Origin of the sequence: Brevibacillus sp. NPDC003359 (assembly GCF_042878995.1) — a bacterium.
In the GTDB taxonomy this organism is placed as follows: Bacteria; Bacillota; Bacilli; order Brevibacillales; family Brevibacillaceae; genus Brevibacillus.
Genome location: NZ_JBIAOR010000001.1, coordinates 1,823,434 through 1,843,653, shown reverse-complemented (window position 1 = coordinate 1,843,653; position 20,220 = coordinate 1,823,434). Strand labels below are relative to the sequence as shown.

Annotated in this window: 19 protein-coding genes; 14 read left to right on the top strand and 5 right to left on the bottom strand. The window is 45.7% G+C overall.

Features of this window, described 5'->3' with window-relative positions:
- Nucleotides 1-90: 90 nt before the first annotated feature.
- From hutG to ACFYU8_RS08635, 4 genes are all read left to right on the top strand, one after another.
- Nucleotides 91-1,059, top strand: coding sequence for a formimidoylglutamase (gene hutG, locus ACFYU8_RS08650; protein ID WP_390293973.1), 969 nt, complete (start codon nucleotides 91-93; stop codon nucleotides 1,057-1,059).
- Between the two features lie 12 nt (nucleotides 1,060-1,071).
- Nucleotides 1,072-2,259, top strand: coding sequence for a sodium/glutamate symporter (gltS, locus tag ACFYU8_RS08645; RefSeq protein WP_390293975.1), 1,188 nt, complete (start codon nucleotides 1,072-1,074; stop codon nucleotides 2,257-2,259).
- A 367-nt stretch (nucleotides 2,260-2,626) separates the two neighbouring features.
- A complete protein-coding gene (locus ACFYU8_RS08640; protein ID WP_390293977.1) occupies nucleotides 2,627-3,097 on the top strand; it encodes a DinB family protein in 471 nt (156 codons plus the stop codon).
- A 619-nt stretch (nucleotides 3,098-3,716) separates the two neighbouring features.
- The gene (locus ACFYU8_RS08635; protein ID WP_390293979.1) at nucleotides 3,717-5,291 is read left to right on the top strand and encodes an FAD-dependent oxidoreductase; all 1,575 of its coding nucleotides are present in this window, start codon (nucleotides 3,717-3,719) and stop codon (nucleotides 5,289-5,291) included.
- Nucleotides 5,292-5,295: 4 nt separating this feature from the next.
- On the opposite strand, the gene ACFYU8_RS08630 is transcribed toward ACFYU8_RS08635, so the two are convergent.
- Entirely contained in the window at nucleotides 5,296-5,928 is a 633-nt protein-coding gene (locus ACFYU8_RS08630; protein ID WP_390293981.1) for an AAA family ATPase, read from the bottom strand.
- 229 nt (nucleotides 5,929-6,157) lie between these two features.
- On the opposite strand from ACFYU8_RS08630, the gene ACFYU8_RS08625 reads away from it, so the two are divergent.
- From ACFYU8_RS08625 to ACFYU8_RS08615, 3 genes are all read left to right on the top strand, one after another.
- Entirely contained in the window at nucleotides 6,158-6,631 is a 474-nt protein-coding gene (locus ACFYU8_RS08625; protein WP_390293983.1) for a hypothetical protein, read from the top strand.
- A 29-nt stretch (nucleotides 6,632-6,660) separates the two neighbouring features.
- Nucleotides 6,661-7,248: a DUF3238 domain-containing protein gene (locus ACFYU8_RS08620; RefSeq protein WP_390293985.1), complete on the top strand. Its 588-nt coding sequence runs from the start codon at nucleotides 6,661-6,663 to the stop codon at nucleotides 7,246-7,248.
- Between the two features lie 590 nt (nucleotides 7,249-7,838).
- Nucleotides 7,839-8,408 (top strand): GNAT family N-acetyltransferase, encoded by a 570-nt coding sequence (locus ACFYU8_RS08615; RefSeq protein WP_390293987.1) that lies wholly within the window; start codon nucleotides 7,839-7,841, stop codon nucleotides 8,406-8,408.
- A 62-nt stretch (nucleotides 8,409-8,470) separates the two neighbouring features.
- Here ACFYU8_RS08615 and ACFYU8_RS08610 read toward each other — a convergent pair whose 3' ends face one another.
- Nucleotides 8,471-9,931, bottom strand: a complete 1,461-nt coding sequence (locus ACFYU8_RS08610; protein ID WP_390293989.1) for a flavin monoamine oxidase family protein — start codon at nucleotides 9,929-9,931, stop codon at nucleotides 8,471-8,473.
- A 155-nt stretch (nucleotides 9,932-10,086) separates the two neighbouring features.
- Here ACFYU8_RS08610 and ACFYU8_RS08605 point away from each other — a divergent pair, with 155 nt between their 5' ends.
- The 4 genes from ACFYU8_RS08605 (at nucleotide 10,087) to ACFYU8_RS08590 (ending at nucleotide 13,934) form a co-directional block, all read left to right on the top strand.
- Nucleotides 10,087-10,650, top strand: coding sequence for a putative glycolipid-binding domain-containing protein (locus ACFYU8_RS08605; RefSeq protein WP_390293991.1), 564 nt, complete (start codon nucleotides 10,087-10,089; stop codon nucleotides 10,648-10,650).
- Nucleotides 10,651-10,673: 23 nt separating this feature from the next.
- Nucleotides 10,674-11,063, top strand: a complete 390-nt coding sequence (locus tag ACFYU8_RS08600; RefSeq protein ID WP_390293993.1) for a hypothetical protein — start codon at nucleotides 10,674-10,676, stop codon at nucleotides 11,061-11,063.
- A gap of 18 nt (nucleotides 11,064-11,081) precedes the next feature.
- The gene (locus ACFYU8_RS08595; protein ID WP_390293995.1) at nucleotides 11,082-11,552 is read left to right on the top strand and encodes a macro domain-containing protein; all 471 of its coding nucleotides are present in this window, start codon (nucleotides 11,082-11,084) and stop codon (nucleotides 11,550-11,552) included.
- Nucleotides 11,553-11,912: 360 nt separating this feature from the next.
- The gene (locus ACFYU8_RS08590) at nucleotides 11,913-13,934 is read left to right on the top strand and encodes an endonuclease MutS2 (protein ID WP_390293997.1); all 2,022 of its coding nucleotides are present in this window, start codon (nucleotides 11,913-11,915) and stop codon (nucleotides 13,932-13,934) included.
- Nucleotides 13,935-14,074: 140 nt separating this feature from the next.
- On the opposite strand, the gene ACFYU8_RS08585 is transcribed toward ACFYU8_RS08590, so the two are convergent.
- Nucleotides 14,075-14,428, bottom strand: coding sequence for a HesB/IscA family protein (locus ACFYU8_RS08585; protein WP_390293999.1), 354 nt, complete (start codon nucleotides 14,426-14,428; stop codon nucleotides 14,075-14,077).
- Between the two features lie 23 nt (nucleotides 14,429-14,451).
- Nucleotides 14,452-15,354: a UDP-N-acetylmuramate dehydrogenase gene (gene murB / locus ACFYU8_RS08580; RefSeq protein WP_390294001.1), complete on the bottom strand. Its 903-nt coding sequence runs from the start codon at nucleotides 15,352-15,354 to the stop codon at nucleotides 14,452-14,454.
- A gap of 221 nt (nucleotides 15,355-15,575) precedes the next feature.
- On the opposite strand from murB, the gene ACFYU8_RS08575 reads away from it, so the two are divergent.
- Nucleotides 15,576-16,211: a helix-turn-helix transcriptional regulator gene (locus tag ACFYU8_RS08575; RefSeq protein ID WP_390294003.1), complete on the top strand. Its 636-nt coding sequence runs from the start codon at nucleotides 15,576-15,578 to the stop codon at nucleotides 16,209-16,211.
- Nucleotides 16,212-16,247: 36 nt separating this feature from the next.
- On the top strand, nucleotides 16,248-17,165 hold the full coding sequence (locus tag ACFYU8_RS08570) for a phosphotransferase (protein ID WP_390294005.1): 918 nt from the start codon (nucleotides 16,248-16,250) through the stop codon (nucleotides 17,163-17,165).
- Nucleotides 17,166-17,220: 55 nt separating this feature from the next.
- Here ACFYU8_RS08570 and ACFYU8_RS08565 read toward each other — a convergent pair whose 3' ends face one another.
- Entirely contained in the window at nucleotides 17,221-18,699 is a 1,479-nt protein-coding gene (locus ACFYU8_RS08565) for a sigma-54 interaction domain-containing protein (RefSeq protein ID WP_390294007.1), read from the bottom strand.
- Between the two features lie 328 nt (nucleotides 18,700-19,027).
- On the opposite strand from ACFYU8_RS08565, the gene fmdA reads away from it, so the two are divergent.
- Complete coding sequence (gene fmdA, locus ACFYU8_RS08560; RefSeq protein ID WP_106782843.1) at nucleotides 19,028-20,209, top strand: formamidase; 1,182 nt, start codon at nucleotides 19,028-19,030, stop codon at nucleotides 20,207-20,209.
- Nucleotides 20,210-20,220 lie beyond the last annotated feature (11 nt).

The following is a 20,220-nucleotide window of genomic DNA, read 5'->3' as shown; positions in this document are numbered from 1 at the left end:
TATAGCTTGAAGCTATCAATTTATACAAATTATATATTAGAAATAATAAGTTTGTCATTATATAATCAATAAACAAAAGGTTCAGAAAGGATGAATAGCTTGCCAAAGAATGTATCAGCAGATTTGTGGACCGGCCGGACTGACCATACGGAGAGAAGAAGCAGTTTTCGTTACCATCAGATTGTGGAAATAACGGACTTGGATACATTGCTAGCTGCCAAGGATCGCACCGTGGCCATCATCGGGTTTGAATGTGAAGAGGGAGTAAGGCGCAACCAAGGACGATTAGGTGCTGCCAGTGCTCCAAACGCAATTCGGCAAGCGCTTGCAAGCCTTCCTTGGAAAGTGGAGGAAGGGAAACGGATTGTTGATGTGGGGAATGTTGCTTGTCAAAACGAAGAGCTAGAAGCTGCCCAGGAAGAATTGGGGAACGCCGTCTCTGCTATCTTTTCCAAAGCCATGACGCCCATTATTTTAGGCGGCGGCCATGAAACCTTGTATGGACATTACGTAGGTGTCCGAAAACATATCGGAAAAGAGGCTTCACTGGGAATCATCAATATTGACGCTCATTTCGATTTGCGTTCCTATGAAGTTCAGCCTTCTTCTGGGACGATGTTTCGGCAAATACTAGAGCATGATAAAAATAGCAGCTACTTTGTGTTGGGGATTCAGCGTTTCGGAAATACGCAGGAGCTGTTTGATAAAGCAGAGGAGCTCGGTGTCCGTTACGTGTATGAAGAAGAGATGACGGACGCACGAATGGACGAAATTACTTTATCTGTAAGCGAATTCATCGAAAAACACGATCATGTCATGCTGACGCTGTGTACAGATGTTTTAAACGCAGCTTTTGCACCGGGAGTTAGTGCTCCATCTCCATTTGGCTTAACACCAATGGTTGTCCGCACTTTGATCCGTACCGTTGCCGCTCATAAGAAAACGCTTTCTTTTGATGTTTGTGAAGTGAATCCGGTTTTAGATGAAAACGGAAGAACAGTAAAGCTAGGTGCTTACTTGACGAATGAAGCCATCATGGGATTACTACTAGAGAACTAAGGGGAGACAACGATGACGTTAGCACTTAATCAAGTAACGACGATTTTTCTCGCAGTAGCACTTCTCGTATTAGGTACATTCCTCGTAAAAAAGGCTAGTTTCTTGCAAAAGTTTTGTATCCCGGCACCAGTAGTTGGCGGCTTGTTGTTCGCTGTCATTGCAACCACTTTGAAAGCGACCGGAATTTTACAAATTACATTGGATACTTCGTTGCAAAGCTTGTTCATGCTCACTTTTTTCACGACGGTTGGCTTGGGAGCGAGCTTTAAGCTGATCAAGCTAGGTGGTAAGCTACTCGTTATTTACTGGCTGGCATGTGGATTCTTGGCTTTGGCACAAAACGTAATTGGCGTTTCCTTGGCCTCAGTGTTCGGTATTCATCCATTGATCGGGATGATGGCTGGAGCGGTTTCCATGGAAGGTGGACATGGAGCGGCTGGCGCTTTTGGACAAACGCTCGAGGACATGGGCATTCAATCTGCGCTGGCGATTGGGATCGCGGCAGCTACCTTTGGTCTCGTAGCCGGGGGCTTGGTCGGCGGACCAACTGTGAAATATTTGATTACAAAATACGATCTGAAGCCATCGGAAACCGAAGAAGTAGTAGAAACAGTTGAAGAAAAAGTACAACCGATTACGTCAAATACCTTCTTCATCCAAGTACTGCTGATTACATTCTGTATGGCATTGGGAACGTATTTGGGAGAGCTGTTCTCGATCGCAACTGGATTTGTTCTGCCAGGTTATGTGGGAGCAATGTTCGTAGCGGTGATTGTCCGTAACATCGTGGACAAGCTCAATCCAAAGGCAATCGACATGAAGAGTATCAATCTGATCAGTGATGTGACGCTGGGAATTTTCCTGTCCATGGCACTGATGAGCATCAAACTGTGGGAAGTTGCAGATCTAGCGCTTCCAATGCTCGTAATCGTGTTTGTACAAGTTGTCTTCATTGTATTGTTTGGTATTTTTGTCCTGTTCCGTTTGCTTGGCAAAAACTACGACGCCGCAGTAATGGTCGCAGGTTTTACAGGACATGGTCTGGGAGCTACACCAAACGCTATGGCGAATATGGCGGCAGTAACTGGACGATTTGGTCCGTCACGAAAAGCATACCTAGTCGTTCCGATCGTAGGTGCCTTCCTGATTGATGTGTTCGCGATGCCGATCATTATTACCACGATTAATTTGTTTAAATAAAAATGATGAAAAAATCCCTTCATGCTGGAGATAGTTGAGCTGGAGGGATTTTTTTGTGCTTCGTACACTTTACTCTGGTTTCTATCGTTCAAATCATTGCAAATAATAGATAGAAAAGGAAAATATTTCTTGACTGTTCGCATTGTGTTCTTATATATTTAATTGAGAACTACTTGTAAACTAGAGTGATAATTTTGATTATTAGTTAGCTATATTGCTAGAGAATGATATAATGTGTCATACGATATATTCGTATGGCACTTTTTTCATGTAATTAACATGGTTTAAAGGGTATAGAATTCTTTAAATCAAATGGCCAGGTAATAGAAGTTAGAAAATTACGCGATATGATGAAGGAGAGGATCGGATGGAAAAGCTGATCGAGGAGTACAGCCAAGACTATACGCTGCTGCGAGAAGCCGTCGAAGGATTGTCTGAGGAAGAACTGCGTTTCCAACCTGCACCGGACAAATGGAGCATCCATCAGATTGTGATCCATGTGACCGATAGCGAAATCCTGTCGACACATCGGCTGAGAAAAGTCTTGGCGGAGGAAGAACCGCTTCTACTATCATTTGATCAGGAAGCCTGGGCGGATAACCTAGGATATGAACGGTTGGACTGCGAGCAGCATCTGCTCCTGTTCCAAATGCTGCGGTCCAGCATGCTGCCGCTTCTGGCAAATCTGACTCCCGAGCAGCTTGAGCGGGTCGGGCAATATCCCGATGGAGCGCGGTTCGCGTTCAAAGAGCTGCTGGAATTTCGCGTCCAGCATGTCCGTGACCACCTCGCCCAGATTGAGCGGTTAAGGCAGGCATATCGGGAGGATAGGGTATAACACTAAATGCTAGTTGTGATTAAACTAATGGGTTCGATAGTTCAATAAAACAGCGGTAGTCTAGGACATTAATTTCTCGTCCAAGGCTACCGCTGTTTCGGTTTTTGAGATCAGTCTAATACTATTTTTACTGAGTCTAAGGGGCTTGTAATTCGAAAAGCCGTGTAGAATCAACACTTCCAGTCTTACTTGAATAAAAAAGTTGCGAACGTACATTCGTAATTAATATAATGTAATTATAATTTTTCTACATCAGAAAATCATGTGACACATTATAATTTCCTTCTTGATTTAGCTATCTTAAACTCAGTTTACTGATGAATTCTAGATAACATGTGTTCTTGTTTTGGGATCTTTGCAAAGAAAATCTCACCCCAAAACACAAGTTTCAGGGTGGAGATGAGGAATGCTGGTTTGGTAAGAGACAGCAGGAAGGGGATGAAAAGTGGCATCAACTCAGAGGCAAAATTGAGGAGTTGATGCAGAGTCACGGATTGTACAAGTAGAAGCTAATAGAAAAAATATTTAGTTTTTTCTGCGAAATTTGTAACCTATTGTCATTTTTTGCGTATTAATTGGCAGAAACAACCAAAAAGAAGAAAATGTGGAGGGAAGAAGAATGAGAGAACTTCATGCTGATGTGGTAATCATTGGGGGAGGTACTGGTGGCTGCGCAGCAGCACTGGCAGCAGCAAAATCAGGAAAATCAGTCATAATGACGGAAGAGACTGATTGGATTGGCGGTCAATTTACGAGTCAAGCGGTACCGCCAGATGAGCATCCATGGATCGAACAGTTTGGTTGCACGCGAAGCTATCGCACATTCCGTGACAGCGTGCGTGACTATTATCGCAACCATTATCCAATGACGGCAGAAGCACGTGTCATCCCGAATCTTGACCCTGGTAACGGTTCCGTAAGTCGCCTTTGCCACGAACCAAAAGTAGCGCTAGCTGTTTTTTATCAGATGCTTGCTCCTTATATTCATAGCGGTAGACTTACTATTCTGACGAATCATAAGCTGCATGCCGTTCGCATGGCTGGCGATAACGTACTGTCGATCACAGTAGAAGATCAGAAGCATCATGATTTTCATGAATTAGTAGCACCGTATTTCTTGGACGCGACAGAATGTGGAGATGTACTCCCGCAAGCCGGCGTAGAATATGTACTTGGCGCTGAATCAGTCGATCAAACAGGAGAGCCAAATGCGGTTGTCGGGCCGCCGCAGCCAAATGATATTCAGGCGTTTACGTATTGCTTTGCCATGGATTATTTGGAGGGAGAAAATCATACGATTGCCAAGCCGGAAACGTATGACTTCTGGAGAAACTACAAAGCAGATTTCTGGCCGGACAAGCTGCTCAGCTGGACAGGCTCCAATCCGCGAAATACTGCTGACTCTGTACGTTATGAGCTGTTCCCGGGTACTAAATATTTTCCACTCTTCACATATCGTCAGATTGCTGATCCGAAAAACTTCCAAACCGGTTTGTACAAGAGTGGCGTATCGACCGTTAACTGGCCGCAAAATGATTACTGGCTGGGTTCGATCATTGATGTTCCAGAGGAAGAGCGTCAACGTCACCTCTACGGCGGTAAACAGTTGAGCCTCTCCCTTCTGTATTGGATGCAAACAGAGGCGCCTCGCCCAGATGGTGGACAAGGGTATCCAGGACTGCGACTGCGCAAGGATGTAATGGGAACAGAGGATGGACTGGCGATGTATCCATATATTCGTGAATCCCGCCGGATCAAAGCTGAATTCACCGTGTTGGAACAGCATGTGAGTGCATTTGTCCGCACAACAGGCAAAGCAGAAGCCTTCCATGATTCCGTTGGAGTGGGCAGCTACCGAATCGACCTGCATCCGAGCACTGCGAACCGCAATTACGTCGATGTGTCTACCTATCCATTCCAGATTCCGCTGGGCAGCTTAATCCCTGTACGTGTAAATAATCTGCTGCCAGCGGGCAAAAACCTTGGGGTTACGCATATTACAAATGGATGCTTCCGTCTCCACCCAGTAGAGTGGAACGTCGGTGAAGTAGCTGGTTATTTGACAGCATATTGCTTGCAATATGGCCTGACTCCTCGCGCTGTCCGAAATACACCAGAGGAGCTGAAAAAGTTCCAAGCGTTCTTGTACGCGGAAGGTGTAGAGTACTTCTGGCCAACGATGTACGCAGTGTAAGCAGTTAGACGATCGAATTGCCTGAGTTCGGGATTACACCGAACTCAGGTTTTTCATGGAGAGCGGGCAAAGGATCAGGTAAGGCTTCAAGGCAGATTCGCCGCAAGATTTCCTCGACAGTTTCCTCAGGAGTTTGCTCAGAAGAATCGATCCACATACCGAGCTTTGGTGTATCAGTCTGCAAAATTTTATTGAGGTGAGAAATCGTCCAAGCACCATATCCTGTTTTGGAACGGGAAGCTTCTCTCTCTTCAATCGCTTTTTCGTTTGGCGTGAGCACTATAACATACAACGGACGGTTCCGGACCATTTCAACAAATTGGCCCAAAAAGGGGCCGACCACAACATCCTGAACAACGACATTAAATCCTTCCTCAAAAAAAGTGTCTGCCGTAGAGGCTGTTATTTTGTAGCGAAGCCACAACTGACGAAGGGCTTCTTCTGACGGTTCAGGCATATACTCCTCTCTGCCAGTTACAATCATTCGTCGGAACGAATCACCTCTTAGATGAACACTTCGATTCAGTTTTTCAGCAAGTAACTGAGCTACGGTTGATTTTCCAGAAGCCATAATCCCAGTAACGAGAAAAATACATCTGTCTGGAGCGTGGGGGTTGGCATTCTCATGCAGCATCATAATCCCACCTTACTCATACGATGTTATGTGAATCTACACCTGGTAATCATTGGATAATTCTCATCTTTTTGAATCATAACATGGCTCTCATTCAAACGCGATTAAGAAGTTCGATGAGGCTTGAGACTGCACATTCTAGGATGAATTTTTTGAGAAGAAAGTTATAGGATAATATTTCTACGTGTCGAAAAAAGAAGTACAGTCACACGAAAATGAGGGGGACTTTATCATGATAGGTCCTATTTTTTTGCGCGGGGAATTAATAGAGAGATTTAGGGAGCATCTATTGAATGTGCCTTATTATCAGGTGATTCATCAAGGAATAAGCTGCGTTGACAACGAAATGAAGAAGGTAAGCACGGATAAAGTAAATGAGATCATCAATCACTTTGTACATGCTCGTTTCCCTATTGTTTGTTCTGCTGGGAGTAAAAGCTCCATACCATTTTGGGACTATCATCTCGCTTTACACTATGACGGGGAAAAGAGAACAGCTATCATCTGCGAGCTACTCGTGCGTGAACCAAACCAGGATCATTATAGAAAAGCGTTGCTCATGGCGTATTATTTATTGGTGAATCCGAAGATGGGCGTAGAAAGGATACAAACCCCTATGAATCTGTCCAATTTGGCTGATTGCAAAGAATTTGAAGATATCTGCATGGAGTTCGTTCCTCACGAAAACATCACATATTTATCTTAGAAGAACAATCACATATGGAGGTGCCAAGTATGGTGAATCAGATCAAAATAAGAGCGAGTGTATTTATCCCCCTGTCATGGACAGAACCTAGGACAGACCCGCAAACAGGAAAAGTCATTCAATTCGAAGGCGATTCACGTGAATTTACCCCTTATGCCGTTAACACCATGCGTTCCAGAGTGGAGCAAGAGGTTGTCGTAGACTTTATGAAAAAAGAAGTTTTTACTTATCAGAACACAGGAATCACAACAGAGAAGATCACGAATCCTGATGGCTCGATTCAGCTGCGAAAAGGAAAAGCGAGTACGGAGGGCATTTTGTGCAGGAATATGGTATGGAAATCGGATGAAGAAGTGAGCTTTGAAATGAGCGCAAGTGCGAGTAATCCCTTGAATGAGCAAGCGCCTCCAGTTGATTACTTATTATCGGTAACGGCGAATAGGGATGGTCTTGTACAGATCGAAGGAGCGCACGATGGGTTCCCTTGCTTTGAATTTTATAAGCAAGCTGATTTTGGGCTGTTTGAAACGATTTATACCCATGATTTCCGAGAAACAGGTGATACTCCGGCAGCCTTGGCTGGAGAGATGGAATGTCATTTTCGTAAGATTCTGTAGTGCGAATAGATGGAGCAAGTTTAGAACCTTGGTAAATCAAGGTTTTTTCTACAGTGAGAAGCAGACTGTAATTTTTGGCTGAAATATCAAATGCAAACAAAAAAGTGCCACGCCAAAATAAGCGGCTCATCTGGACTGGGATCAAACGTAAACGTATTGGGGGGCTGAACTGACCAGGTATCTTCACTATCCCATAAACGAAGAAAGAAAAAGCTAAATAAAGCCGCATAGTAGCTGGAATGCTCTTTGAGAAAATGTGTTTCCATCTGCTAGCTATGTCCATGCCAATCACCTACCTTTCAAGTCTTTCTTATCGAAAGGTAAAACGCTGATTAGACGGAATGGTTACAAAAATTAACAAAATGCTTAGGAAAACCACTCAACAAGGAAAACAATACACATTACCGTGATGTACATGTATGTTTGGACTCTTTTTAGCAATGATAGCACCTCCTAATTAATCAAGAGGACTTATTTACACTTTGCTTATCCTATACGTCCTTCCTATAATTAACCATATTACTACGAGATTATGGAAGGGGATGGGCACCAATACTCTCCTATCCCATGTATACGAGGAGGTTCTTTTCGTGAGTAACCCAACTATATTCGATCAATTCCCTGTCATCGAAACAGACAGATTGATCCTTCGACAACCTGATCAACAAGACATAGAAGATATTTATGAAGTTTTGTCACATGAAGAGGTGGCGAGATATGTAGGGATAGCGAGGTTTCAATCAATAGCAGATGCTGAAAATGAACTTCAATGGTATCGGGACTTATTTGAACAAAAACAGGGACTCAGGTGGGCGGTCACGGATCGTTCCACTGGAAAATTTCTTGGTAGCTGCGGCTACAAACATTATCATGCTGTACATAACAAAGCGGAGATTGGGTATGATCTGAATTTTTCGTGGTGGAATAAGGGGATCATGTCGGAAGCACTGCGGCCCATTATTGCGTACGGGTTTACGCATATGCATCTGAACAGAATAGAAGCTGACGCAGATACGCGAAATACGGCATCCATTCATTTGCTCCAAAAATTTGGCTTTCAAGTGGAAGGAATCCATCGAGAAACGGAATTTGAAAATGGGATGTACATTGATCTTGTGAAGTTGGCGCTACTGAGAAAAGAATATGAGAAGAAATCGTAAAAAAATAGTAGTCGATAAGCGGCGGGGGAATGTACGGAATTTTTCATCGTGCAGACTCCCGCTCATTTTTTCCCTACCTCTACAGCCACTCGCAAAGCAGACTCAATCGCCCCTTGAATCCAGCCGTGATATTCATTCGAGGTGTGTTCCCCCGCAAAATAAATTCTTCCTTCAGGCGCACCAATGTAGGAAGCAAATTCCGTCTCCTGCAATGGTTTGAACAAGGCAAAAGCACCAGCAGCATAAGGCTGCAACGCCCAATTATATGTGATCCCTGTAACGAAGGTGTTGTACACCTGCTCCCCATGAATGTCAGCCAGATGCTTTACCGCTTGCATCACCTGTTCTTCTTTCGGCATGCTGAGCCACGGAAGGTCGTCATCCTCCCATGTGTAACTGACTAATACGATACCCCCAGGCTGATCAAAGCCGTGGCTGGGAAAGTAGGAGAGGCGAATAGGCGAATCCGTTACTGTTTGTCCGCTCCGTATTCCCTGTGCTTCCCAGAATCGTTGAGAAAATTGGATTCCTATTTTGGAAGAGGAAACATAGTGGAGCTGACGAATGGCTCTCCATTTTTGATAGGAGAAGAGGTCGTACGGTTCGACCTGTACAAACTGCAAAACGGTAAAAGGGATGGTAACAATTGCGATATCACCGGTCATCTGAAACAGTTCGTCTGTGTGGGTACACACGCCAGAAATGGTAATTTGATTTCCCGTCTGATAGATTCTCGTCATTTTATGCTGGAAGTAGATATTCTCCTGTAATTGGGGGAGAAATGCTTGTGGTAGCTGGTCAAATCCCCCTGCTATTTCGTAATATCGTGTAGAAGGATCGAACAGGATGAAGTCTCGTAAAATCTCGGGAAAGGCCAGCTCAGGGAATCCTTCGAATCCAGTCATGACCTTGACCATATCGATAGCGGGGGCGGATAAGGAAGGGCCAACAGGATTGAAGCGCATGAATTGATCCATGGAAAAACGATCGTATTTTTGGACGACAATGGGCCAATTCGTCGTTGGATTGAGATTGATGAAGTCGATGACAGGCTTAATGGCTTCCCCGGCCAATTCGTCGAACGTACGGCCTTTTTCATGTGGAGCTACAGGGAAACGGAGGATGTCCGGATCGCGTTGATAGATCCAACGCCTCGTTTTGATGCCATTTACAAAGAGGATGTCGTTCGGAGAATTGTTGATAAACGGTTGAAGGGGAAGACCGAATTTTGTCACATATGCCAATGTTAGATCGTGTGTGTGAGGAATGCGCATGGCACCAGCTTCTAGGAAATGACCATGGGTAAAAGGAGAGCGCAATGTGAAAACTCTGCCGCCTATCCGGTCCGATGCTTCTATAATCGTTACGTTGTGTCCCGCTGCTTTTAGCAAGGAAGCAGAAACAAGACCGGCCATTCCTGCGCCTACGATAATGATGTTGAGAGGGGAGTGAGCTTGTGGGAGACCATTGCGAATAATGGATAGCATTTCAGGTCGTGTTAAGGAGAAGGAGGGATTATCCATAGATTGTCTCCTTTCCATGCTTTTCCGGTAAAAATATTCTATTCAATCAATAAATCAGATATGCGTTAGGTAAGCCGATAAAACGGGACTCTACCATTTTCATCCAAGAAATGATAGGATGAAAAAAAGGGGAACAAATGATCGGAGGGGTTCGCATGTTACCAATGAATGTTATCTGGAAACCAACGACAGGTGTCGGATATGAGCACTTGAGAATACGGGAGGGATTGAACCGAATCCACGTAAACAGCATGGTGATCGGGAAGCTGGATGATGAAACCATATCAAGAATCCAATATGAGATTGTCCTTGATTCAAATTGGGTCACGCGAGAAGTTTCAATGGGAGTCATGGGTGAAGAAGGAGCTCTGCATTTCTCATCGGATGGCAGGGGAAATTGGACGAACGAGTCGGGTGAGTCTATTCCTGAGCTCTTTGGCTGTATTGATATCGATATTTCTTGTACACCATTCACAAATACACTGCCGATCCGCCGGGTGTCGTATGCTCCATGGGAACCTCAGTCTATCCAAGTAGCCTATTTCTCAGCCCATGAGTTGACGTATAGACAAGTACAGCAGCAGTATACGTTGCTAGAAAGCAAAGCAGACTCCTCTGTCTATCAATACCAGGCAGGAACATTCGTGGAGAACATCACAGTCGATGCTAATGGACTTGTAGTGATCTATCCAGACCTGTTTATACGTGAGCAGGTGTAGGGAGCAAGGAGTGAATGACCGGTATGGCTGAAAGGTTTATTGCGGGTATACTCGCCAGTTTTATCTTTACGTTTGGGACTGCGCTTCTGTATTTTCAGGATCGTTTCTCGATTCTTCTTATCGCTATGTTTACGTTCCCGACGGTGTTTCTGTTAGGAATTCCACAATCACTCCTCATTGATTGGGTCATGAAGCGAGTACGATGGAACAAGAGAAGTCACCTTTTTTTGCTAGAAGCGATGCTATACATGGGGGCTGGAATGATCGCGACCATGATGCTTTTCTTAATCGTTACGCGCTCCTTTGCCTTTGTTCTGCCGAAGTTTTACGTCATGGGCGTTGTTGCTTCCTTGCTTTACTTTGGTTGTCTGTGGTTCCTGAGGCGTAAAAAGAAATCCCTTCATGTAGTGTAAGGGAAAGGAATGAGTGCAATGAATGAATGGGTACAAGTCGTACCAGGTAATATTTTGGAAGCCAAGGAAAATATCATCGTACAGCAGGTCAACTGCATGGGTGTGATGGGAGCAGGGCTTGCCAAGCAAATAAAAGCCAAATATCCAAGTGTTTATACAGAGTACAAGCGGCTTTGCGAGCAGTATGCGGCTGCACGTGGAGACCTTCTTGGACAAGTGCTGCTTTGTCAGGTTGGGGAAGGGAAGTACATTGCCAACCTTTTCGCACAGCTTGGTTATGGAAAAAAAGGCGTCTTAACGAAATATGACATGCTGCAACAAGGGTTAGAAGAAGTTCTCTCCCTGGCGAAAAAAGAAAATCTGACCATCGCCATTCCATACGGGATTGGCTGCGGATTAGCAGGTGGGGACTGGGATGTGGTAAGTAAACAGCTTGACGATATTTTTGCGGGCTTTGGTGTGAAGGTGTACAAATGGGAAACGGCTTGACGGTAGAGGATCACATGCATTAAAGTAAAGAGAACCATATCTAGGGAGAGATGTTGATGTCGGCGGTCGTTCTTAACTAAAGCAATTCCATACAAAAGGTCTTGATTCATCATTTGAAATTTTGCCGCGTAGCAAAGTTTCTTTGTGTTGGGTGATAATCGGCCTTGGAATTAGTTAAGAACAACGGATATCATACAATGCCTTAGGTGAAAACCCTATCATTGCGTCCAAAATCCGTGCTGTGTTCAGCGCGGTTTTTTATTTGGTTGCGTTTTGTTTAGGTATGCCAAAAAAGGGCGGAGAATGACATTTGTTCATTCTTCGCCCTTTTTTATTTTTTATAAAAAGGAGAAATCAGTCATGAATGAAAAAGCATTACAGCGTCTCGAATACGACAAAATCAAAGAAAAAGTAATGGAATACGCCTTATCGTACGCAGGGAAAAAGCATGTAGAACAAATGATGCCGATGGACTCTGTAAAAGTAGTGCGGAGTAAGTTGGACGAAACAGCAGAAGCCAAAAACATCCTGCAAAATGGAGCCAGTGTCCCAATTCCCGCACTGGAAGGGATGGAGAAGATACTGTCCCTTCTGGGGACGGGATATGTATTGAGCGTAAGCGATTTTACGAATCTGTACTTGTTCCTAACGAGTTGCTCACAGCTAACGAAGTACATGGCGACAAAAGCACAATTGGCGCCACGCGTAAGTACTTACGCAGCAACGATGTACGACGCCCCAAAATTGAAAAATGAAATCGAACAATGCATCCGTCATGGGCAAGTTGTCGATTCCGCCAGCAAAGAATTGTTGAAGGTGCGTAAACGCATTGTCGTTTTTGAAGAGCGCCTGAAAAGACAGCTGGATTCCATCATGAACAAATATCGTTCGATCATGCAAGAAAATGTCATTAGTACACGCAATGGACGCTATGTCATCCCCATCAAAAAAGAACATCGCAAGCAAGTAGCTGGCAGTGTTTTAGATGAATCGGCGAGCGGTCAAACCGTCTATATGGAACCGACGGAGATCAGCTCCGTACAGTTCGAGCTGACAGCACTCAAGGCAGAGGAAGAACGCGAGGTAATGAAAGTACTGATGCAATTGTCCGCGTTCGCAGAAGAATATATGCACGAACTGGCTGTGAATGTCGAGACCGTTGGAATGTATGATTTCCTTTTCGCAAAAGCGAAGTACGCATTGGCAATCGGAGGTGCGAATGTAGAACTAAACGACAAAGGGATCATTGATGTCAAGGAAGCGCGACATCCGCTACTTGGTCCGAAAATGGTGCCACTGCATTTGAAGATTGGTCGCGAATACAAATCGCTTATTATTACAGGTCCCAATACAGGTGGGAAAACATTGACGTTGAAAACAATCGGGCTATTAACCATGATGGTACAGTCGGGTTTGCTCGTACCTGTACAGGAAGGGAGTCGCTTCTCCATTTTCCGCAACATCGCGGTTGATATTGGGGATGGGCAAAGCATCGAGCAAGCGTTAAGCACGTTTTCCGCGCATATTCATAATGTCCTGGAAATCTTGCAGATTACCGACGCTTCGACTCTCGTTCTGATTGATGAGATGGCTACTGGCACAGATCCAGGAGAAGGTGTCGCCCTGTCCATTGCTATTTTGGAGGAGCTGCACAGAAGAGGTGCGACGGTAATTGTGAATACACATTTTAACGAGATCAAAAATTTTGCCTCCGCAACTGCCGGGTTCCAAAATGCACGAATGGAATTTGACGAAGAGACCTTGCAGCCACTGTATCGCTTGCGAATCGGAGAAGCTGGCCAGAGCTACGCATTCCTGATCGCACTGAAGCTGGGTATCCCGTTTGAGATGATTCAGCGTTCTCGGGAAATTACTCGGAATGGATTCGCGGCTACGACTTCCACTACGGAAAGACTGGATCAATACCAAGACGACGGGCAGGAAGAGTATGAGGCACCGAATTATGTGGAGACAGGAATCATAGAAGAGCCAGAAGAAGTGGAAGTGACAGTAGAAGTAGAAGAGGAAAAGCATGAACCTCTTCCGCAGGAGGGTTCAGAAAAAGCAACAGATACGCAAGCCACACCTAAGCGTGACAAACCATTTGCTGTTGGTGATTGTGTATTCATTTCCTATCTCGGAAGAACCGGCATCGTGTTTACCGCGGAGGACTCCAAAGGTATCGTTGGCGTCATGATTCAAAATCAGAAATATAAAATCAACAAAAAGCGCCTTGTCTTGCATATTGAGGGCAAAGAACTGTATCCGGCCGATTACGACATGGACATCGTATTCGAGACAAAAGAGAACCGGAAGAAGCGTAAAATGATGAGTCGCAAGCATGTCGAAGGGTTATCGATCGAGACGAAGCGCGAGGGGTGACGAGTACGGGCAAAAAGCCGATTTTCTCTAAGAGAGAATCGGCTTTTTGATGTTGGTGGGAAGAACGAATGGGCTATTATCATGATCGCCAATAGCAAGAACTAGATTGGCATGGTGACCAGCCATTTTCGTTCGTTGGTTTACTCGCACTTTTCTCTTTTCCCCCGATGTAGCGCTGTACGGAAGCTGCTTCCACATCCGCAGGTTGCAATTGCGTTCGGATTTTGGATCGTAAATCCACCCATCATTCCTGTCTCTTTGTAATCGATTTCGACGCCATCGACATACGGATAGCTTTCCGGATTGACGACCAGCTTCACGCCATCCATATGAATCGTGGTGTCGCCATCCTGATAGGTATCATCAAAACCGAGTCCGTAGGTCATGCCGGAGCATCCTCCGTCCTTCACGCCAAAACGAATGAACAGAGTAGAGCTTTCTTGGTCGAGCATATTCTGAATGCGAGTTACGGCAGCTTCGCTGATTTGTATCATCGTGAGAACTCCCTTTTTTAAGCTTACTGTTCACCTACGATCACAACCTCAGGAATAAGCGGGATACCTGATTGGCTATGCACTTTTTCCTGGATCTGCGTCATGAGTATCGATACATCAAGTGCGGTGGCATTGCCGGTATTCATAATAAAATTGGCATGTTTGCTCGATACTTCCGCTCCGCCATACCGCATGCCCTTTAGGCCAGCCTCTTCAATGAGCTTTGCAGCAAAATGGCCTGGAGGATTTCTGAACACACTGCCTGCACAGTCAAAAGGCAGTGGCTGTGTTTTAAAACGCTTCTCTTTATATTGGTTCCACTGGAGCTTGATGCTTTCGCTGTCGCGCGGAGTCAGCTCAAAGATAGCCTCCGTGATAATGACATCAGTATCTTGCAAGGAAGAGTGGCGATAAGAAAAATCCAAATCTACGGCACGCAGGCGGCGTATGGCTCCCGTTTGCGTGATCACTTCGGCAGAATGGAAAATGTCAGAGATATCCGATCCGTTCGCACCTGCATTCATATACACAGCGCCGCCTACAGACCCGGGTATTCCTCCTGCAAATTCCAAGCCACTGAGCCTGTGCTTGTTTGCCAGCGCTGCAAGCTTGATCAAGGAGTAGGCGGCCCCTCCGTAAATCTGATTGCCCACGATTCGGGCATAGTCCAAAGCCTTGTTTAATTTAATGACCGCACCACGATAACCCTTGTCTGTAACTAAAAGGTTGGAGCCCTTTCCCAGCACCATCCAGGGGACATGATGTTCATTCAGTATTTGTAGAACCATGATCAGTTGGGATTTACTGCTCGGTGTGATTAATAAATCTGCTGGTCCGCCTATTTTCCAGGTAGTATGTGCCGCCAAAGGCTCCTGATCAGTCACCTCGACCTGTCGTTCACGAAGAAGGGAGAATACAGGTTTCATTCGTTTCACCTATCCTTTTTGGAAAAAAGCACCTTGCACTTCAATTACAGTATATGCACGAATTTATATATATTCAACCAAAATGTTTAATAAATTGTAAGTGTGTAGATTTCGCTATGAACAAAGACTGTCACTTTGTAAACATGTTTGTTGAATTAGTTTTGCAAAGGGCATATACTGTGAGCGTATCGTTCTTTTCCAATTAAAGGGGCGAAGAGAAAATGGAGAGATATAGACACCTATCTACACGTGAATACATTCTTTTATTGCTGAAAAGGGAAGGGGAGCTCAGCACAAAAGATTTGCAAAACAAGCTGGAGCTCACAAAGGTAGCTGTGAGCAGGCAAATGATCTACTTGGAAAAAGACGGTTTTGTTGTTTGCAGAGTAGGGCGTCAAAAAGCAGGCAGACCGATGCACTATTACTCGTTGACACAGCATGGTAACGAGCAATTTCCGAATGATTACGGGCAATTAGCCGTGGATTTGATTGAGCATATCGTGCTGGCAGACGGGAAAGACCGAGTTGATCAATTTTTCGCAAGACAGCAAGAGAAGATTATCCAGAAATACGAGGGACAAATGGAAGGAAAAGAGCTATCTGAAAAGGTGGCAGAGATGGCTCGCATACAAGATGAGAACGGATTTATGGCGAGATGGGAACAGGAAAGCGATGAGGAATTTGTGATCACGCAGCACAATTGTCCATATTTTAAAGTAGCAGACCGGTATCAGATGATCTGTGAAAGAGAGCTTAATTGTTACCGAGCGTTACTCCAGACGAGTGTAGAACGGACGGAATGCGTGGCAATCGGAGGGAAGAAATGTGTCTATGTGATCCGTTCTACGCATTCGTAGCTGTGAAACATAATCACAATAGGAGGGAAGGCAAATATGACCACCGCAAATCCATGGGATGCTGACTGGGAAGTATCCGAACCATTGGCGCGCGCACTCATCTTCCGTCAATTTCCGCAGCTATCTTCTATGCCTATTGAGCTTATCGGCAGTGGTTGGGATAACGTGGTCTTTCGCGTGGGGGACGATTATGTTTTCCGTTTTCCCAGGCGGAATGTCGCTGTGGAATTGATCCAAAAGGAAGGGTTACTGCTGCCAATGCTTGCGGAATTCCTGACGCTTCCGTATCCGAAGCCAGTTTTTTACGGTGAACCTAGCAACGACTATCCATTCTCTTTTTTGGGGTACACGTTCGTACCGGGAACGTTTCCAAAAGGGCTGACCGACGAACAGCGGGCTTCATCGGCAGTGGCACTTGCGACATTTTTAAAAAGACTGCACGCGTTTCCGCCCCAGCGTGCCAGCGAAAACGGAGTCGAGCATGATCACAGGAACCTCCTGGACATTGCACAGAGAAGAGAAAAGATGCAGACGTTCTTGTCTACCTTGGCTGTACATATTTCGGAGGAGGATCGGGATGCGATCGCGAATTATTTGGGGCAAGTCGTGATCAACCGAATAAGTCCACGTGAAGTGCTTCTGCATGGAGACCTCCATGTGAAAAATATGCTGGTAGATGCAGTTGGGCAGATAGCGGGCATCATTGACTGGGGAGATCTCAACGTGGGTCACCCAGGAGCGGATTTAAATGTGGTCTACAGTTTTTTACCGCCACATGCCCGCCAGCCTTTTTTCCATGCGTATGGAGAAGTGGATGAAGAGACAAAAATATTGGCCAGGATGATGGCAGTGTACATTCCGATGCTGCTCTGGATGCAAGCCATTGATAACAATGACGAAGAAGTGGCAGAGGAAGCAAGAATGACAATACGGCGAGCACTCGCTGACGAATAGGGCATCTGTAAAATGTTTCGGGGGACAAGCTGCTTCAGCTCATCCCCCGATTTCCTTATCCGATTCCTAACTCTTCCATTTTTCGATACAGGGTACTTCGCGCTATTCCTAGTTTTTTGGCAGCGGCGCTGATTGACGGAGCTTGTGTGATGGCTTGCTGGATCGTCTGTCGCTCTAATTCGCGCAATAATGGCAAAGGTTCCCCAGAAGCTTCTTGCAATCCGTACTGTTGCTGCCATTCACTAGGGAGATGGTGAGGGGTGAGCCACGAATCGCCGTACGCATGTAAAAATGCTCGCTCTACGATATTGCGAAGCTCACGAATATTTCCGGGCCATGAGTGCTGTTGTAAGATTGCCAGAGCAGATTCACAGATGACTGTCGGACCGGCAGCGTATTGGGTATGAAGCTGCTGGAGGAACTCGTCAGCCAAGGTTGCAATGTCTTCTTTGCGTTCGCGCAGGGGAGGGATGCGTATTTGCAGGACATTCAGCCTGTAGTAAAGGTCTGCACGAAATAGCCCATTCCGTACATCTGCTTCAATGGAACGATTGGTGGCAGCGATAATCCGAATGTCCAATGACTTTTCTTCGTGAGAGCCCAATCTCGTCACTTTGCGTTCTTCCAGTACCCGAAGCAAAAGCACTTGAAGCTCCATGCTCATTTCCCCGATTTCATCGACAAAAAGCGTTCCTCCATTTGCTGCTTCAAATTTTCCGGGTTGCCCTCCTTTTTTTGCTCCAGTAAAAGCTCCTTCTGTATATCCAAACAGCTCACTGGCGATAAGTTCGCGAGGAAGTGCTGCGATATTGACTGCAAGAAAAGGGCCGTCTTTTCGCGAACTGGATGAGTGGATGGCGCGTGCTAGGACTTCTTTGCCACAGCCTGTTTCTCCCAGCAATAACGTATTCGATAGCGATTGTGCAGCGATACGGGCTGTATGTAGTTGGGCCTGATAGAGGGGACTATTCGTTTGAATCTCTGAAAACGAGTAGTTGCTAGCTGCTTTTGACAAGGTAGACGTGCATGGGCGAATAAGAAAAAGGCGATATCCCGTCTTTTCCCTCAGATCGAGTTCTTCCAAAAACCAATTGCTGAAGCGTTCTTGTACCCAATCTGCTTCGAGTACGAGACCTTCATATAACGAAAATCGTTCTTGTACCCGCTTGTTAGCAAACAGCACACCCCCCTCGTCACTGACAGCGATTAGGTATTCTTGGCTGTGTTCGGCCCATGCGAAAAGAAGACTCTTCCAATTGGGAGCTGAATGTGAGACATGGCTGAGAGCTGGAATCACAGGATCAGATTGAGGTGCAGAAGGACGTCGCGTAGTTGAAAGGGATAGCGGCAAAATTGGCAAAGAGCCATTTTGTAGCAAATGGATAAGCGCATCCTTGATCAGAGAAAATTCGTAGGGTGAAAGATTCGCAGAGGTCTGTAATTGCTGATAGAGAGAATAAAAGACAGCATGAGAGATCGCGCGATGATGGGAACGCTCGATTATAGAGGAAGAATCGAAAGACGAGAGCAGCATGCCGGCTTCAAAAATCGTTCTCGCACCCTTTCTTGGTTATAGTTTGTTTGTTCGATCGTGGGACAGGTGTCCGACAAGGAAGCAGGGAAACAAACGACACACAATGACGAAAGCGATACAAGAGATGAGAGGGACATTTCCGGTCAAAGACAGATCAACTGCATGACCTGTTTTGCGACAAGCTCTATGTAATAAGTATACAGGAGAAATAGCCAAAAGAATCGGTATCATCAAATTTTTATCGGGACCCGTAAGCATTGGCATGTCATTTGCTTCTTTTTGTGAATGTATAGCATTCGCAATTTTGAACAAGTGAGGGGGAAGCAGCATGCCAGAAGTTTTATTTCGAGTTGACTTGAACAAACCGATGGAGGAGCAGGATACACCTGGTCACAACAGATGGCACCCAGACATTCCTGCAACCGTTTCCGTGAATCCAGGAGCTGTTTTCCGCATGGAATGTAAGGACTGGACGGACGGGCAGATCGCTAACAACGATGACCCTTCCGACATTCGCGATGTCAATCTCAATCGCGTCCATGTGCTCAGTGGACCTGTATGGGTGAATGGAGCAGAACCAGGCGACCTCCTGGTTGTCGATATTCTCGATATCGGGGCACTTCCCCAATCGGAATGGGGCTTTAACGGGATTTTCGCCAAAGAAAACGGCGGGAGCTTCCTCGTCGATCATTACTCGCAAGCGGCCAAGTCGATCTGGGACTTCCACGGAATTTACACGACCTCTCGTCATTTGCCAGGAGTCAAATTTGCTGGCATTCTTCATCCAGGCTTGATCGGTACGGCACCTTCCCACCAGCTACTGGATCGCTGGAACCGAAGAGAGAGCGACCTCGTAGCGACAAATCCTGAACGAATGCCGCCACTGGCTAATTTGCCGACTCCGCATAGTGCCGTGTTGGGCAGTTTAAAAGGAGCCGAGTTTGATCGGATTGCCAGAGAAGCGGCTCGAACTGTCCCCCCTCGCGAGCATGGCGGAAACTGCGATATTAAAAACTTGTCCAAAGGCACTCGCATCTACTTCCCGGTGTATGTAAATGGAGCGAAGCTGTCCATGGGCGATTTGCATTTTTCACAAGGAGACGGAGAAGTGACCTTCTGCGGCGGAATTGAAATGGCTGGTTGGCTGGATCTTCATGTCGACGTAATCAAGGGCGGGATGGCGAAGTATAACATCGTGAACAACCCTGTATTCAAGCCGGGTCCAGTAGAGCCTCGCTATACCGAATACCTCGTTTTCGAAGGAATTTCTGTCCATGAGACGACAGGGCAGCAGCTGTACATGGATGCGCATGTCGCTTACCGCAATGCATGCCTGAATGCCATCGAGTATTTGAAAACCGCGATGGGCTTCACGGGGGAGCAGGCCTACATGCTACTGGGTACAGCACCGGTGGAGGGAAGAATTGCGGGGATCGTCGATATTCCGAACGCGTGCTGCACCTTGTCTATTCCGACAAGCATTTTTGATCGAGATATTTTGCCGAAGTAGCCAAGAAAAAG

Excerpts from the sequence above, each read along its gene's own strand:
- hutG (WP_390293973.1), top strand. The coding sequence starts at position 91 with ATGAATAGCTTGCCAAAGAATGTATCAGCAGATTTGTGGACCGGCCGG.
- gltS (WP_390293975.1), top strand. The coding sequence starts at position 1,072 with ATGACGTTAGCACTTAATCAAGTAACGACGATTTTTCTCGCAGTAGCA.
- ACFYU8_RS08640 (WP_390293977.1), top strand. The coding sequence starts at position 2,627 with ATGGAAAAGCTGATCGAGGAGTACAGCCAAGACTATACGCTGCTGCGA.
- ACFYU8_RS08635 (WP_390293979.1), top strand. The coding sequence starts at position 3,717 with ATGAGAGAACTTCATGCTGATGTGGTAATCATTGGGGGAGGTACTGGT.
- ACFYU8_RS08630 (WP_390293981.1), bottom strand. The coding sequence starts at position 5,928 with ATGATGCTGCATGAGAATGCCAACCCCCACGCTCCAGACAGATGTATT.
- ACFYU8_RS08625 (WP_390293983.1), top strand. The coding sequence starts at position 6,158 with ATGATAGGTCCTATTTTTTTGCGCGGGGAATTAATAGAGAGATTTAGG.
- ACFYU8_RS08620 (WP_390293985.1), top strand. The coding sequence starts at position 6,661 with ATGGTGAATCAGATCAAAATAAGAGCGAGTGTATTTATCCCCCTGTCA.
- ACFYU8_RS08610 (WP_390293989.1), bottom strand. The coding sequence starts at position 9,931 with ATGGATAATCCCTCCTTCTCCTTAACACGACCTGAAATGCTATCCATT.
- ACFYU8_RS08605 (WP_390293991.1), top strand. The coding sequence starts at position 10,087 with ATGTTACCAATGAATGTTATCTGGAAACCAACGACAGGTGTCGGATAT.
- ACFYU8_RS08600 (WP_390293993.1), top strand. The coding sequence starts at position 10,674 with ATGGCTGAAAGGTTTATTGCGGGTATACTCGCCAGTTTTATCTTTACG.
- ACFYU8_RS08595 (WP_390293995.1), top strand. The coding sequence starts at position 11,082 with ATGAATGAATGGGTACAAGTCGTACCAGGTAATATTTTGGAAGCCAAG.
- ACFYU8_RS08590 (WP_390293997.1), top strand. The coding sequence starts at position 11,913 with ATGAATGAAAAAGCATTACAGCGTCTCGAATACGACAAAATCAAAGAA.
- ACFYU8_RS08585 (WP_390293999.1), bottom strand. The coding sequence starts at position 14,428 with ATGATACAAATCAGCGAAGCTGCCGTAACTCGCATTCAGAATATGCTC.
- murB (WP_390294001.1), bottom strand. The coding sequence starts at position 15,354 with ATGAAACCTGTATTCTCCCTTCTTCGTGAACGACAGGTCGAGGTGACT.
- ACFYU8_RS08575 (WP_390294003.1), top strand. The coding sequence starts at position 15,576 with ATGGAGAGATATAGACACCTATCTACACGTGAATACATTCTTTTATTG.
- ACFYU8_RS08570 (WP_390294005.1), top strand. The coding sequence starts at position 16,248 with ATGACCACCGCAAATCCATGGGATGCTGACTGGGAAGTATCCGAACCA.
- ACFYU8_RS08565 (WP_390294007.1), bottom strand. The coding sequence starts at position 18,699 with ATGCTGCTCTCGTCTTTCGATTCTTCCTCTATAATCGAGCGTTCCCAT.
- fmdA (WP_106782843.1), top strand. The coding sequence starts at position 19,028 with ATGCCAGAAGTTTTATTTCGAGTTGACTTGAACAAACCGATGGAGGAG.